This window comes from Mesorhizobium sp. M1273, from assembly GCF_040318195.1.
GTDB lineage: Bacteria > Pseudomonadota > Alphaproteobacteria > Rhizobiales > Rhizobiaceae > Mesorhizobium.
Genome location: NZ_JAMYLV010000005.1, coordinates 213811 through 226869, shown reverse-complemented (window position 1 = coordinate 226869; position 13059 = coordinate 213811). Strand labels below are relative to the sequence as shown.

General features: G+C 63.8%; 13 protein-coding genes and 2 pseudogenes. 8 read left to right on the top strand and 7 right to left on the bottom strand.

Annotation, left to right across the window (positions count from 1 at the left end; all coding sequences use genetic code 11):
* Positions 1–289 precede the first annotated feature (289 nt).
* The 6 genes and pseudogenes from NKH30_RS08560 to NKH30_RS08535 form a co-directional block, all read left to right on the top strand.
* The gene (locus tag NKH30_RS08560; RefSeq protein ID WP_023677861.1) at positions 290–1024 is read left to right on the top strand and encodes a phosphoribosyltransferase; all 735 of its coding nucleotides are present in this window, start codon (positions 290–292) and stop codon (positions 1022–1024) included.
* 11 nt (positions 1025–1035) lie between these two features.
* Positions 1036–1713 (top strand): dienelactone hydrolase family protein, encoded by a 678-nt coding sequence (locus tag NKH30_RS08555; RefSeq protein WP_352994867.1) that lies wholly within the window; start codon positions 1036–1038, stop codon positions 1711–1713.
* A gap of 122 nt (positions 1714–1835) precedes the next feature.
* Positions 1836–2336: a DUF6496 domain-containing protein gene (locus NKH30_RS08550; protein ID WP_352768168.1), complete on the top strand. Its 501-nt coding sequence runs from the start codon at positions 1836–1838 to the stop codon at positions 2334–2336.
* Between the two features lie 376 nt (positions 2337–2712).
* Entirely contained in the window at positions 2713–3600 is an 888-nt protein-coding gene (locus NKH30_RS08545; protein ID WP_352768170.1) for an arginase family protein, read from the top strand.
* 190 nt (positions 3601–3790) lie between these two features.
* On the top strand, positions 3791–6322 hold the full coding sequence (locus NKH30_RS08540; protein WP_352768173.1) for an NAD-dependent epimerase/dehydratase family protein: 2532 nt from the start codon (positions 3791–3793) through the stop codon (positions 6320–6322).
* A gap of 225 nt (positions 6323–6547) precedes the next feature.
* Positions 6548–6813, top strand: a pseudogene (locus NKH30_RS08535) (substrate-binding domain-containing protein); the annotation flags it as partial.
* Between the two features lie 20 nt (positions 6814–6833).
* Here the strand turns inward: NKH30_RS08535 and NKH30_RS08530 are convergent.
* The 4 genes and pseudogenes from NKH30_RS08530 to betI all read right to left on the bottom strand — a co-directional run bounded on the left by NKH30_RS08530 (position 6834) and on the right by betI (position 10238).
* Positions 6834–7628 carry an inositol monophosphatase family protein gene (locus tag NKH30_RS08530; RefSeq protein WP_352768176.1) on the bottom strand — a complete coding sequence of 265 codons (795 nt, stop codon included), beginning with the start codon at positions 7626–7628 and terminating at the stop codon, positions 6834–6836.
* 314 nt (positions 7629–7942) lie between these two features.
* Positions 7943–8134 (bottom strand): annotated as a pseudogene (locus NKH30_RS08525) (aspartate aminotransferase family protein); the annotation flags it as partial.
* Positions 8135–8146: 12 nt separating this feature from the next.
* Entirely contained in the window at positions 8147–9445 is a 1299-nt protein-coding gene (locus NKH30_RS08520) for a flavin monoamine oxidase family protein (RefSeq protein ID WP_352994863.1), read from the bottom strand.
* Between the two features lie 76 nt (positions 9446–9521).
* Complete coding sequence (gene betI, locus NKH30_RS08515) at positions 9522–10238, bottom strand: transcriptional regulator BetI (protein WP_502895733.1); 717 nt, start codon at positions 10236–10238, stop codon at positions 9522–9524.
* Positions 10239–10351: 113 nt separating this feature from the next.
* On the opposite strand from betI, the gene NKH30_RS08510 reads away from it, so the two are divergent.
* Positions 10352–10570, top strand: coding sequence for a hypothetical protein (locus NKH30_RS08510; RefSeq protein WP_352540343.1), 219 nt, complete (start codon positions 10352–10354; stop codon positions 10568–10570).
* A 2-nt stretch (positions 10571–10572) separates the two neighbouring features.
* Positions 10573–10833: a hypothetical protein gene (locus tag NKH30_RS08505; protein ID WP_352768179.1), complete on the top strand. Its 261-nt coding sequence runs from the start codon at positions 10573–10575 to the stop codon at positions 10831–10833.
* A gap of 42 nt (positions 10834–10875) precedes the next feature.
* Here the strand turns inward: NKH30_RS08505 and NKH30_RS08500 are convergent, their stop codons facing one another.
* The 3 genes from NKH30_RS08500 to NKH30_RS08490 all read right to left on the bottom strand — a co-directional run bounded on the left by NKH30_RS08500 (position 10876) and on the right by NKH30_RS08490 (position 13050).
* Positions 10876–11934 carry a dipeptidase gene (locus NKH30_RS08500; protein ID WP_352500772.1) on the bottom strand — a complete coding sequence of 353 codons (1059 nt, stop codon included), beginning with the start codon at positions 11932–11934 and terminating at the stop codon, positions 10876–10878.
* A 188-nt stretch (positions 11935–12122) separates the two neighbouring features.
* The gene (locus tag NKH30_RS08495; protein ID WP_352451160.1) at positions 12123–12422 is read right to left on the bottom strand and encodes a GNAT family N-acetyltransferase; all 300 of its coding nucleotides are present in this window, start codon (positions 12420–12422) and stop codon (positions 12123–12125) included.
* Entirely contained in the window at positions 12415–13050 is a 636-nt protein-coding gene (locus NKH30_RS08490; protein ID WP_352994860.1) for an alpha/beta hydrolase, read from the bottom strand. The genes NKH30_RS08495 and NKH30_RS08490 overlap by 8 nt, the downstream gene beginning before the upstream one ends.
* Between the last annotated feature and the right edge of the window lie 9 nt (positions 13051–13059).

Below are 13059 nucleotides of genomic sequence, written 5' to 3'. Positions count from 1 at the left end.
TCCTTTCCCTGATTGCTGAGGCAACAAGTCGCCAGACGGACCTGTTGCGACGCATCGCTAGATTGCCAGCTGGCCGGACGAGGCATGTACGGATCACTACTTCGATCTTCCCGATCCGCGCTGAGGCGCGTGCCGGTGCCGGCACCTCGCGATCGAAACTATTCTTGGAACGTCCAGGCAGCGAGCGAGTTCCAAAATGGTACCGGTGCCGCAGCCATCCCACGGAATGTGGACGCAGGCTGGTGAAAAAACATCCACCGGGAAAACAGATGCACGCGGATTGAAGGTCATGGCTATCATCTTTTCAGATCGCCGCGAGGCCGGGCGGCAACTCGCCGGGGAACTCGTTCGCTTTGCCGGCCGCGACGATGTGATCGTATTGGCGCTGCCTCGAGGCGGCGTGCCGGTCGGCTACGAGGTCGCGCAGGCACTCAAGGCACCGCTCGACGTCTTCGTCGTGCGCAAGCTCGGCGTCCCCGGTCACGAGGAACTGGCCATGGGGGCGATCGCGCCCTCAGGTGTACGTGTCCTGAACGACGAAATCGTCAACGGTCTCGCGATCCCGCCACATGTCATCGACGCGGTCGCTGCAAAGGAGGAAAAAGAGCTTCTGCGCCGCGAGCACCTCTATAGGGACGGGCGACCCCCACCGCAGTTGAATGGACGAACCATTATCCTCGTGGATGACGGGCTTGCGACCGGATCGACCATGCGGGCCGGGATCAAGGCGCTGCGAAAAAACCACGCCGCCCATATTGTCGCGGCCGTTCCCGTCGGTAGCCCCGACACTTGCGACGCGATGCGGGCGGACGCCGACGAGGTCGTTTGCGCGACGACACCAGAGCCGTTGCTGGGTGTCGGGCGCTGGTACGTGGATTTCTCGCAGACGAGCGATGAAGAGGTCCGCGCGCTCCTCGCCAGGTCCGTGCCCAAGCCTGCGGCTTCCCACAAGCCTGCCGCTTCCGAAGAGGAATTGGCTGGGCGCGCGAGCGCGGGTCCGGCGCCTGGCACCAGATCGACATAGCGGAGGTGGATATGGACCGGGATAGCGAGCACGTCGTGCATGTTCCCGCGGGGCTTGTCACGCTTGAGGGCAATCTTTCGTTGCCCCCGGATGCTCGCGGCCTTGTGCTCTTCGCCCACGGCAGCGGAAGCAGCCGCCACAGCCCGCGCAACCGCTACGTGGCCGGAAGGCTGAACGAGGCGAACCTCGCCGCCTTCCTCATCGACCTGTTAACGGCCGAAGAGGAGCGGATCGACCAGGTCACGGCGGAGTTGCGCTTCAATATCGGATTGCTCGCCGACCGGCTGGTCGGCGTCACGGATTGGCTCGGCGCCTCGCCGAACACGTCGGGGTTGCGTCTTGGCTATTTCGGCGCGAGCACGGGCGCCGGTGCCGCCCTGGTGGCGGCGGCCGAGCGGCCCGACCAGGCCGCGGCCGTAGTTTCGCGTGGTGGCTGGCCCGATCTTGCAGCGCACGCCCTGCCGCGCGTCCGGGCGCCGACCTTGCTCGTCGTCGGAGGCGCGGACAAGCAGGTGATCGCGCTCAACCGCTCGGCGCTGGCGGCGCTCCGCTGCGAGAAGGAGCTCGCCATCGTCCCTGGCGCGACGCACCTGTTCGAGGAGCCCGGCGCCCTGGACGAAGTCGCGGGTCTGGCGAGCCGATGGTTCTTGCGCCATCTGACTTCGGACAGATCGGCGTCGACGTCCTGACAGCTGGGGCTTGGATCACCAGTCCCGGGATCATTTGCGTCCTCAACGCGTTATGATTCTCATAAGACCGCGCGCAGCTGCAACCCGAATGGCTGTCGCAACCCGTATGAGGGAGAAAGACAATGCCGGACAAGAAAACCATCGAGAAGGCCCGAAAGGACAAGCGCGAGGGCAAATCGCCGAGCACACAGGCCGGCGAGTTCGTGCACGAGGAGATCGATAAAATCCGCCGCGGCGAGCACGGCGCGCGCTCGACGCAGCAGGCCATCGCCATCGGGCTTTCCGAGGCAAGACGCGCAGGCGTAGACCTGCCCCCGCCCAAAAAGGGCAAGGTGAAGGAGAGCACGCGCAAAAGCGCCGAATACGCCTATGAGGCCGGCCAGGGTGAACGCACGCCGAAACGCCGCCCGCGGGTGTCGAAAGCCGTCTCCAAGGTGCTCGAGCACGAGCCGAAGAGCACGGCTTCGCACGAGGCGCTGGCGCAGCAGGCCAAGCGTGCGGCCTCGCGCCGGACGGCTGAGGAGCGCTCGGCCGCCGCCAAGAAGGCCGCCGAGACGAACGGCGCCAGCGGAAGGAAGGCGGCGGCGCAGAAGGCCGCCAGAACGCGCGCGCACCACGCATAGTTCAAAGACGGCAGTTCGCCTCCTGGAAATCCGATATGGCCCAAGCGACCGGTATCGAGATCTGCCCCGGCAGCGCGGGACAACGCCGCTGCCCAAGGCGAACCAGAGCCTGCATCTGCGGGACAACATCGACTTCGAAATCACCGCTGACGACACGGTGGCGCTGAACGAGCAATACGCGTCACTCGCGACGCTGCCTGACGCGTGACACCGACCGGAGGTACTCGGCGGCAAGGGCAGCGGGAGACCGGTCAGGAAAGCGCAGCCTGTCTCTTGAGCATGATGCGTATCGCCCATAACGCGGAGAACTCTGATCATGACCTCAGCTGCCAGCACGACAATGCCGCGAGACACCACTCAGACGAGACATATCGCTTTGCTCGGCGCGCCCTCTAATCTTGGGCTGATGCCGCAGGAGGGTGAGCCGGAGCCCGGCGTGTGGAAGGCGCCGGAGACACTTCAATCGCTTGGTCTCGCCGACCGTTTAGGCGCCGGTCCGTTGCGCTCGGTTCGGGCTCCGCCTTATCGGCCTGAGGTGGATCCTGCGACGGGCGTGCGCAATGCCCAGGCCCTGCGCCAGTATTCCAAGACGCTTGCCGAAGCGGTCGACGAGGAGCTGAACTCGGGAGGGTTCCTGCTCATGCTCGGCGGCGATTGCAGTGTGTTGCTTGGCCCTGCGCTCGCGCTGCGGCGTCGTGGCCGCTACGGCCTTATCTTCTTCGATGGGCACACCGATTTCAAATTGCCGGATACCTCGCCGTCAAAGGGAGCCGCGGGCATGGATTTGGCCTTCGTGACCGGCCATGGCCCGACGCTCCTGACCGATTTCGGCGAGCACACTCCTTTGGTCCGTGAGGCCGACGTAGTCGCGTTTGGCTATCGCGATGTGCAGGACCCCGCGACTTACACGTCCAAGGCCGTCTTCGAAACCGATGTTCACCGGATGGATTTGGCTGACGTGCGGCAGCGCGGCTTCGCCGATGCGGCACGCATAGCGCTTGACGCGATCACAGGGCAGGACGTCGAGGGTGTATTCGTTCACTTCGATGTCGACGTGCTGGACAGCGAGATCATGTCGGCTGTCGATTCGCCGGAGGCCGGCGGTGTCTTGCCCGACGAAGCTGTCGAAGCCCTTCGCACATGGTGCAACGATCCACGCGTGATTGGGATGGAGGTGACGATCTATGATCCCGACCGCGATCCGGATCGTCGCTGCGGCAAGCTGCTGATCGACATTCTGGTCGCTTCCCTTCGCGGCCGGTAGACCAATGGGAGTCCTGCACTTGTGCACGAACGCAATCCGCCGGCACGAATGGCCGTCGGTCTGACGGATCGCCGCGCGCACCCATTCTGTGGTGCTACCTCATCGGGAACCGTTCTCAACGAACATGGTTCCGAGTGTGCGACCGAAGCATTCGGCTTCTTCTACCCGGCTATCGCCAAGGAGATTCGCCATGACCGGCAAAACCCGTCCCACCGTCCTGATCACAGGCAGCAGCGGGTTTCTGGGCCAAGCCATCGCTCGCGGCTTGATGGAGCGCTACGACATCATCGGCCTTGATGTTGCCAGACGATCCTTGCCCGGCGTCGAGACGATCGAGATCGACCTTACCTCGGACGCGAGCGTGGCGAAGGCACTGGCCGAGGTGCGCGAGCGGAGCGGCGGCCGCGTTGCCTCGGTAATCCATCTCGCGGCTTATTACGACACGACCGGCGAGGATAATCCGAAATACGGCGCGGTGACCGTCGAGGGAACGCGCCGGCTGCTGAACGCGCTGAGGGGGTTCGAGACGGAGCAGTTCGTGTTTTCGAGCACGTTGCTGGTGCATGCGCCGAGCCCGGCGAAGGGCGCCAGGATCGACGAGCGATCGCCGATCGATCCGGCCTGGGCCTATCCGAGATCGAAGGCCGAGACCGAGACGCTGATCCTGAAGGAGCACGGCGACATCAAGGTTGCGATCCTGCGACTGGCGGGTGTCTATGACGAGGATTGTCACGCGGCCTTCATCGCCCAGCAGATCGCCCGCATTTTCGAGCGCATGCCGACCGCCTATCTTTTCACCGGCGACATCACCACCGGCCAGCCCTACCTGCATCTGGACGATCTCGTCGACGCCGTGGTGCGCACCGTCGACCGGCGTAGCGCGCTTCCCAACGAGACCGTACTGCTGATCGGCGAAGAAGAGACGCCGTCCTACGACGACATGCAGAAGCAGATCGGGCAGCTCCTGCATGGCGAAACCTGGCGGACCCTGTCCCTGCCAAAAGAGGTGACGAAGCTCGGCGCCTGGATGCAGGAGAAGGTTCTCGATCAGGAGTCCGACATCAAACCATGGATGATCGAGAACGCCGACGATCACTACGAGATCGACATCTCCCGCGCCAGGCGCCTGCTTGGCTGGAACCCGCGGCACAGCCTGACCGCTACCTTGCCGGAAATGATCCGGCGGCTGAAGGCGGATCCTACCGACTGGTATAAGAAGAACAAGCTTGAACCGTCGGCGGCCGCCGCTTCCGCGCCCGAGCTCGACCAGGCCGCCGAACGGCTGCAGCGCCCGCTCGAGCGCTCGGACGACGAGGTCGAGGCGGAAACCGAACGCCGCCGGGCCGCAACGCTCTGGGCGCCGCTGACCAACGTTGCGATCGGGCTGTGGCTCGTGGCGTCGCCCTTCACGCTCGGCCTGTTCGATCCCGCTTCAGCACCGATTCCGCCGGCGCTCGGACATGAGATCGCCTCGCCGGAGACGCGCGACGGCAGGCTCGGCATCAGTGAGATTGTATCCGGCCTCGCCATCCTGTCGCTGGCGCTAGTCGGCACGCGCCGGCGCTGGCACGGGCTGCAATGGATCACCGCCTCGATCGGGGTTTGGGTGATGTTCGCGCCGCTGCTGTTCTGGACCACCAGCGCCGGAGCCTACGCGACCGACACGTTGGCCGGCATGCTGATCGTCGCGTTCGCGGTGATGATCCCGCCGACGCCGGGTATCAGCCGGCGTGCCCTTGCCGCCGATGACGACCGCCCGCTCGGCTGGAGCTATTCGCCCTCCCTCTTCACCCAGCGCATTCCCATAATCGGCCTCGCCTTTGTCGGCCTGTTCGTCTCGCGCTATCTCGCTGCCTATCAGCTAGGGCACATCGACAGTCTTTGGGATCCGTTCTTCGGCCCGGGCGAAACGCCGGCCGGCAATGGCAGCGAGGCGGTGGTCACCTCCTGGGTCTCCAAGGGTTTTCCGATCGCCGATGCCGGGCTGGGCGCCTTCGCCTATGCGCTGGATATCCTCGCGGGCGCGATCGGCGATCGCCGCCGCTGGCGCACCATGCCGTGGATGGTGCTTTTGTTCGGCTTGCTGGTCGTTCCGCTCGGTGTGGTCAGCGTCGGCTTCATCATCATCCAGCCACCGCTCATCGGGGCGCTGTGCACGCTCTGCATCGTCCAGGCTGCCGTCACCGTCGTCCTCATCCCTTATTCGGTCGACGAGGTGCTGGCGAGCTGCCAGTATCTTTGGCACGCGAAACAAGCGGGAGAGCCGTTCTGGCGCACATTCTGGTGCGGAGGTCCGGCACTTTCGGAGGACCAGACGCCAACGCCGGATCTCGACCGGCCGCTATCGGCAGTGGCGCGGGACTTCATCACTGGCGGTGTGAATTTCCCCCGGACCCTTGTCGCCAGCACACTCGCCGGCGCCCTGCTGATGATCACGCCGCTTGTCTTCGGCACCAGCCCGCCGCTCTACTTCAGTGACCATGTCACCGGCTGCCTGGTCATCATGATCGCCGTTACGGCGATGGCCGAGGTGGCGCGCGCCGTCCGTTTTGTGAACATAGCGCTTGGAGCCTGGATCGCCCTCTCTCCGTTCATGCTCGCCGGCGGCGCGGCGGCGAGCCTCGCCAATCTGGCGATCGGAGCGCTGCTGGTCGGGCTCAGCCTGCCGCGCGGCACGCGCAGCGCTGCGCATTATGGCGGCTGGGACCGGGCCATCGTCTGAGAATGTTCGGCGGCGCAGGACGGTCGGCCAGGTGGCTGCAAAGATTGATCCGCATCAACCTGTCGAACACATCGAGCGGGAAGTCGGCGAAAGGCGCAAAGGCGGCCGTACCCTTCCAACTTGAATTTTCCGCGTATCTGCATTTCATAAGTCGGCAAATAAATTAGGGAGGAATTTCAACATGATAAAAGGGCAATTCTCTGCGCCGGCATCCTCGCCGCCGGTATGTGGGCCGCGTCGTCATCGGCGTCCGCCGAAAGCCTGACCATGTCTTGCGGCGTTGACGAGGTCTGGTGCCAGCAGACGGCGCGGGCGTTCGAGGAGAAGACCGGCATCACGTCAATATGACCCGCAAGAGCGCTGGCGAAATCTATGCGCAATTGCGCGCCGAGGCCGCCAACCCAAAGGGAGACATCTGGTGGGGCGGAGCCGGCGATCCGCATCTGCAGGCAGCCGAGGAGGGCCTGACAGTGGAATACAAATCGCCGCTGCTCATGCGGACCGGTTCTGATCAAAGCTTGAAGGATTGCACGCAGAGCTGGCGGACCTGGGCGAACACGCCGCTGCCGGCGCAAATCACCAGCGCGCCGTTTTCCAGCACCGTCTTTGGGTCGGGCTTGACTATAGTGCCGCCGGCTTCTTCCACCAGCAGCATGCCTGCCAGGCAGTCCCAGGCGTTCATATGCTCTTCGACATAGCCGAGCAGCCTGCCGGCGGCCGCATAGGCGAGCATCAACGCGCCGGATGCGTTACGGAAAAACACGCCGCCCTTTGAAAACAGCAAGCCGATGAGCGTTGCGACGTTCTGAATTTCGGCGCGGTTGGAAAAGCCGGTGCCCAACGAGCCGTCGGTCAGGCTGGTGGCCGCGCTTGCCCTGATCGGCTTGCCGTTGAGAAAAGCGCCGCCGCCCTTGCGGCAATGGAACGTTTCGCCGGTAGAGGGCTCGTGGATGACACCCACGACAGTGTCGCCGTCCTTGGCGCAGGCGATGACCACACACCAGGCCGGAATGCCCCGCACGAAGTTCGCAGTGCCGTCGATCGGATCGATCACCCATACATGCCCGCTCGATCCGGTGACCGAGGCATGCTCCTCGCCGACAATTCCATCGGTCGGGTAAGCGGCTTTCATTGCCGCACGGATGAACAGCTCGACCTCGCGGTCAGCCTGCGAGACCATGTCCTGATGACCTTTGCTCTCGATGGCGAGGCTGTCGAGGTCGCGAAAATACTTCAGGCCGAGCGCGCCGGCGCGCCGCGCGAGATCGATGGCGAACTGTTCGCGCGTTGCTGTGTCGGGTGTCATGAGATCCTTGGGATGGCGAATGTGATCTGAGGAAAATACCCCAGCCAAAGAAGCTTAGCGGTGAAGCTAAGAGCGTGCAAATGACGAGCCCTGCCTTTTGCGGGGCGGCCCCGAGGCCGACGGGTCTTCCATGCGCCCGACAGCGACAGTCGCGCTCATACGGGTCCGGTCATGTCGCCTTCGATATAGATGATCTGGCCGGTCATGAAGCTCGACGCGTCGGAAACCGGGAAGATCGCAGCACCGCCCAGTTCATCGACCTCGCCCACCTTGCCAGCGGCCGACCAATGCCACGGCTTGCCGGCGATAAACGCCTATCCCCGCCAGACATCTTCGCGGCGCAGATCGTCCATCGCGCGCGAAATGCCTTCGCGCAGGATCGACACCATATCGTCGATCTACTGGCGCTTGATGATTAATGGCGGCGACATCACGCACATGTTGATCAGTAGCCGGACCAACAGGCCGAGCTCGTGGCAATGCGCGTCGATGCCGGTCGGCACCTCGATCCGCCTCGCTTATGACCCTGAGGCTCTGCTGGCGATAACCTGAATAATTTTTTGCGCAGCAGTGCGACCGGCGACGATCGCGCCCTCGACATAGCCCGGAAATGACGGCGACAGCTCCGACGAGGCAAAATGCACCGGCGGGGCGCCCGCCCGGATAATGCATTCGGCATCCGTTGCCGCCGCATCGACGATCGAATCGCTGTAACCGCCGCCGCTCCAGTGATCCCCGGTCCAGTCGCGATAGCTGAGATCGGTGACGCCGGCCGCCTCGATACCGAGCGCATCTTGCAGCTTTGATGTCACCGTTGCGCGTAGCGCCGCGCTGTCCATATCCCGCCAGCGCTGCGCCAGCGGCCCGCCGATGAAGACGACAAGTGCTGCATGATCCTCGTCCTTGCTGGCATCGCAGGCAAAAAGTCCGTGCGGCTCCCGCCACATCACCATGCCGCTCAAGCCCCTGTCGCGCCAGAAAGCCTTGGGATAGCGCACAAGCATTTTGATAACTGCGCCGCTTTCCCAGACGCCGAGGGCTCTCTCCAGCGCAGCCGGCAGCGGTGGCACGAAATCGACTCTCGAGGCCATCATCGGCGGTAGCGCGACCAGTACCGCTCGTGCCTCGGTCACGCCGGCAGGCGAAACGACGCGAACCCCTCCCGGGCCGTGCTCAATAGCATCGACGGCTGTATTCAGCCGCAGTCGATCGCCGAGATCCCGCGCAAGATCATCTGCCAGCGAATGCATGGTTTCGCCCACGAAATACTGCAGCTCCGACACCTCGTTAGTGATGCGGCGATCATTGTCGATCAAGTACCACAGCGGCAGCCTTTCCATTGCCAGGCACCACAGGCCCTCGATCATCGACCGAAAGGCGGCCTTGGCATCGTCGGGATCGTTCTGGCGATCGAGCCATGCCGCGACTGTCAAGCCGGCGATGGCCGGGTCGGTCGGTGCGATCGCGTTCATCCGCTCGCGCATTCGCATCGCGGTGCCGTAAGTGCGCCCGGCTTGCGCCTCGCTCATTCGCGGCTGCGTGACGAATTCGCCTGCGACATGGGTCTCGACCAATGTCTTGCCGCGCGCTCGCACCAGCGCCATTAATTCCGGCATGTCTTCGCACAAGAACTGGCCGCCGCTGTCGATCCGCTCGCCGAGCCCGTTCTGCACGGCTTCGACGCGGCCGCCGACACGGTCGCGGGCTTCGAGTAGCACGACATCGATGCCGGCGTGGTTCAATTCACGCGCGGCCGACAGGCCGGTGAAGCCGGCGCCGACGATGGCCACATCGGCTCGTTCGATCTTGAACTTCATTAGCCGGCCTTGATCTTCTCGAATGTCAGGCGCCGGATCATTGTCTTCATTGCTGATCCACCCTCTTTTTGATGGTTCACGCCGGCCTGGCACCGCGGGCTGCTGAGTTCGGATAGTGCTTGGGGAATGCCGCAGACAGGAACTCGTTCGCGGCCTGCAGCGCCGTCTCGCGTGTGGCGTCCTCGGTGCCCATCATCAAATGCAGCCACAGACCATCCAGCATGGCGCTGAGCGCCAGCGCCATGACTTGCGGCTCATAGGCATAGAAGCCGCTCTGCTTGAGCGCCGCGCAAAGATCGATGAATATGTTCTGGTAGACGGCATCACGTGCGCTGCTCAGCGCCTGATATTTCGGTCGCGATTTGGCCTCGCCCCAGAAGGCACACCAAGCAGCCAGCTTGCGCTTGTTGCAGATCGAGCGGTTGAAATCGGCTGCCACCAATGCCTGCAGCTGGCGGGCGGGATCATCGCCGGCCCTTTGCAAGGCGCTGCGCCAATGCGCCGAATACTCGTCATGCATGTATTGCAAAGTGGCGACGAGCAGCTTCTCCTTGCTCTCGAAATGGAAATTGACGATGCCGCGCGACAGGCCGGCGCCGTCGGCGACGTCGGCCATAGTCGTTTCCGAATAGCCGCGCTTGGCCAATGAATCGATAGTCGCTTCGATCAGTTGAACCTGCCTTGTCTCTTTCGACGCTTTGCGGCCGCGCTTTTCGGAATCGCTTTTTCGCGCCGGTTCGAGGAGGGCTTCGCGCGCCTCTGTTGTCTTCATCGGGGTGATGGTCTCCAGCATCGCCGGCTAGCCGACCGGCATCGGCCGCGAAGATCAGTGGGACGGTGTTTGCCACTGTCAAGCACCTTCTGCATGGCTGCCCATATTCGAATGTTCTCGTCGAGATTGCATCCTTGGAGAAAACGTCGTCGAAGGCACCGTCGGCGAAGGGCAGCAGTCCCGGCGATGCAAACCAGATCAGCGCCGCCGGGCCCGCCTGCAGCGGACCTTGGCTCGAGATCCACGCCAGGCGCGAGCTGCAATATCAAAAGCTGCTGAAGCGTGCCAAACTGGTGCCGCGGCTGGTCGTCAGGCTCGGCCGCCGCACTGCCAATCCGCCTGCGGATTTCTAAATATGGCCGACGACACCGACAGTCCCAAACTCGACGCCGAAGCCGCCGAACAGTGGCAGCTGATCAACACACCGCTCGGCGAAAAATGGTCGGGCCGCACCCGCTATGCTGCGGCCATGTTCTTCTACAAACGCGGTGAGATGAGCGCTGAAACGCTGGAGGCCTACCGTATTTGTGCCAGGCTGGATTCGACCGATCCGCTGCCGATCATCCGCGACCGCGGCATTGGCCAGGACTGGCTTAAACGCATGGATTTCGAATAGTCGGCCTCCAAATCGCATTCCGGTCAAGCCGGCATCACCCGCTTAGCCGATGGTCTTTTCCAGCATGCCGAGCCAGTTGCGATAGGCGATCTTCTCGATCAGCGCGCGCCCGAAGCCGCGAGCCGCGAAAGCGTCGAGCAATCTTGGCAGGCCGGCAACGTCGCCTATCACGGCCGGGATCATGGCGCCGTCGAAATCCGAGCCCAGGCCGACGCCGTCTTCGCCCAGCGCCTGCAGCAGCGAATCGACATGGCGCACCATGATGTCGAGACTGGTGTCGGCGTTCATCCTGCCGTCCTCACGCAGGAACCCGGTGGCGAAATTCAGCCCGACCATGCCGCCGGAGTCGCGGATCGCGCCGAGCTGCCATTCGGTGAGGTTGCGCGAATGGCCGCAGATCGCGTGCACGTTGGAATGGGTCGCGACCAGCGGTGCGTCGCTGATCTCGACGACGTCGCGGAAACCTTTTTCGTTGAGATGCGAAAGATCGATCATGATCTTCAGCTGGTTGCAGGCTTTCACCAGCGCCTTGCCGGCATCGGTCAGCCCCGGCCCTGTATCGGGCGACGACGGGAAACGGAACGGCACGCCGTGGCCGAAGGCATTGGGACGGCTCCAGACGATACCGAGCGAGCGCAGGCCGGCTGCGTGGAGGACATCGAGCAGGGTGAGCTCAGGGTCGATCGCCTCGACCCCTTCGATGTGGAAGACCGCCGCGATCGAGCCTTGCGCCATCGCCTTCCTCACATCGCCGGCGGTGCGGCAGACAGTGAGCGCCGAAGCCCGCTCCAGCCTGAACAGGATCGAGGCCATCGCTATGGTGGAGTTGAGCGCATCGGCGCGCGGAACCTCGGGCGGCATGGGCTCGCTGTCGCTCGGCGCCAGCGGCACCGCGCCGCGCTTGGATTTCTCGACAGGCGGCGGGAAGATCGCGAACATGCCGCCGGCAAATCCGCCTTTCTTCGCGCGCGGCAGGTCGATATGGCCACTCGGCGTCCCCTCGACGAACAGCTTTTCGACGTCCGCATCCTTCGACTGGTAGAGCCTGAGCAGCGTGTCGTTGTGGCCGTCGAAGACGGGAATGAGATCGGATTCGGTCATGGAGGGCCATTCGGTTGAAGTGGTCGGGCCGCGGAGGGCGAGCCGGTTGTTGCCAATACTTAGGCAAGGCGAGCGCTCTGCGCAAATCCCGCATGTTTGCCTTATGTTTGTACGCCGCCAATGGTCGAAGGGGCACGCGGTAAAGCCGCGCACCCTTTCTCCTTTCATTCATCGAGGGGCTGTCTCTCTTACCGCTTCAGCACGTCCGCCCATTCCGGATGGCGGCGGAACTGAGCATTGGCGAACGGGCAAAGCGGGATGATCGTCTTGCCCGCCGCACGTGCATCCTCGACGGCACGGGTGACGAGGCGAAGTCCCGCGCCCTGGCCGCGAAATGCATCCGGCACTTCGGTATGGTCGATGATGATCTGGTGCTCGCCGACCTTGGTGAAGGTCATCTCCGCCTCGGCGCCGCTCGGCCCACGCAGGAAGTAGCGGCCCTTAGAGCCGCGGTCCTCCAGCTCGATCTCCGGCAATAGGTCAGACATGGCTTGCGGTCCTTTCATCCGACGTTACGGCGAACAACTGCCGCGCCGCCTCGATCTCGCTCGGCCGCACCTCATGGCCGCCGTCATGCCACTCGACTGTGACATCGGCACCATCGGCGCGCAAATAGGCTTCGAGCCGCGCCGTCAAATCAGGCGGACAGATCGGGTCTCGCCTGCCGGCGGTGACCAGGATGCGGCTGCCGTCAAGGCTGCCCTTGACCTCCGGCTCGAACGGGATCAGCGGATGCATCAGCACCGTTGCGTCGAACAGCGAGGGTTCGGCAAACAGCACCGAGGCCAGGATGTTGGCGCCGTTGGAATAACCGAGGCCTAGCACCAAAGATGGCTTTGCCGCCTCGACATGTGCCTTGACGAAGCCGGCCATCTTGTCCGTCGCTCGCGTGAGATCGCCCATGTCGTAAACGCCCTCGCCGGTACGGCGAAAGAAGCGTGCGGCGCCTTGTTCCGAGGCATCGCCGCGCGGGCCGACGATCGTCGCTTGCGGCGCAAGATCGCGCCCAAGCGACAGAAGCTGATCCTCGTCGCCGCCAGTGCCATGGAAGACGAAGAGCAACGGTCCACCCAGCGAACCGGGCAGCACCTTGTGAATATACGAATCCTTGCTCATAACCCTGCC

Excerpts from the sequence above, each read along its gene's own strand:
- NKH30_RS08500 (WP_352500772.1), bottom strand. The coding sequence starts at position 11,934 with ATGACCGAATCCGATCTCATTCCCGTCTTCGACGGCCACAACGACACG.
- NKH30_RS08540 (WP_352768173.1), top strand. The coding sequence starts at position 3,791 with ATGACCGGCAAAACCCGTCCCACCGTCCTGATCACAGGCAGCAGCGGG.
- NKH30_RS08550 (WP_352768168.1), top strand. The coding sequence starts at position 1,836 with ATGCCGGACAAGAAAACCATCGAGAAGGCCCGAAAGGACAAGCGCGAG.
- NKH30_RS08530 (WP_352768176.1), bottom strand. The coding sequence starts at position 7,628 with ATGACACCCGACACAGCAACGCGCGAACAGTTCGCCATCGATCTCGCG.
- NKH30_RS08520 (WP_352994863.1), bottom strand. The coding sequence starts at position 9,445 with ATGAAGTTCAAGATCGAACGAGCCGATGTGGCCATCGTCGGCGCCGGC.
- betI (WP_502895733.1), bottom strand. The coding sequence starts at position 10,238 with ATGCTGGAGACCATCACCCCGATGAAGACAACAGAGGCGCGCGAAGCC.
- NKH30_RS08560 (WP_023677861.1), top strand. The coding sequence starts at position 290 with ATGGCTATCATCTTTTCAGATCGCCGCGAGGCCGGGCGGCAACTCGCC.
- NKH30_RS08490 (WP_352994860.1), bottom strand. The coding sequence starts at position 13,050 with ATGAGCAAGGATTCGTATATTCACAAGGTGCTGCCCGGTTCGCTGGGT.
- NKH30_RS08495 (WP_352451160.1), bottom strand. The coding sequence starts at position 12,422 with ATGTCTGACCTATTGCCGGAGATCGAGCTGGAGGACCGCGGCTCTAAG.
- NKH30_RS08505 (WP_352768179.1), top strand. The coding sequence starts at position 10,573 with ATGGCCGACGACACCGACAGTCCCAAACTCGACGCCGAAGCCGCCGAA.
- NKH30_RS08555 (WP_352994867.1), top strand. The coding sequence starts at position 1,036 with ATGGACCGGGATAGCGAGCACGTCGTGCATGTTCCCGCGGGGCTTGTC.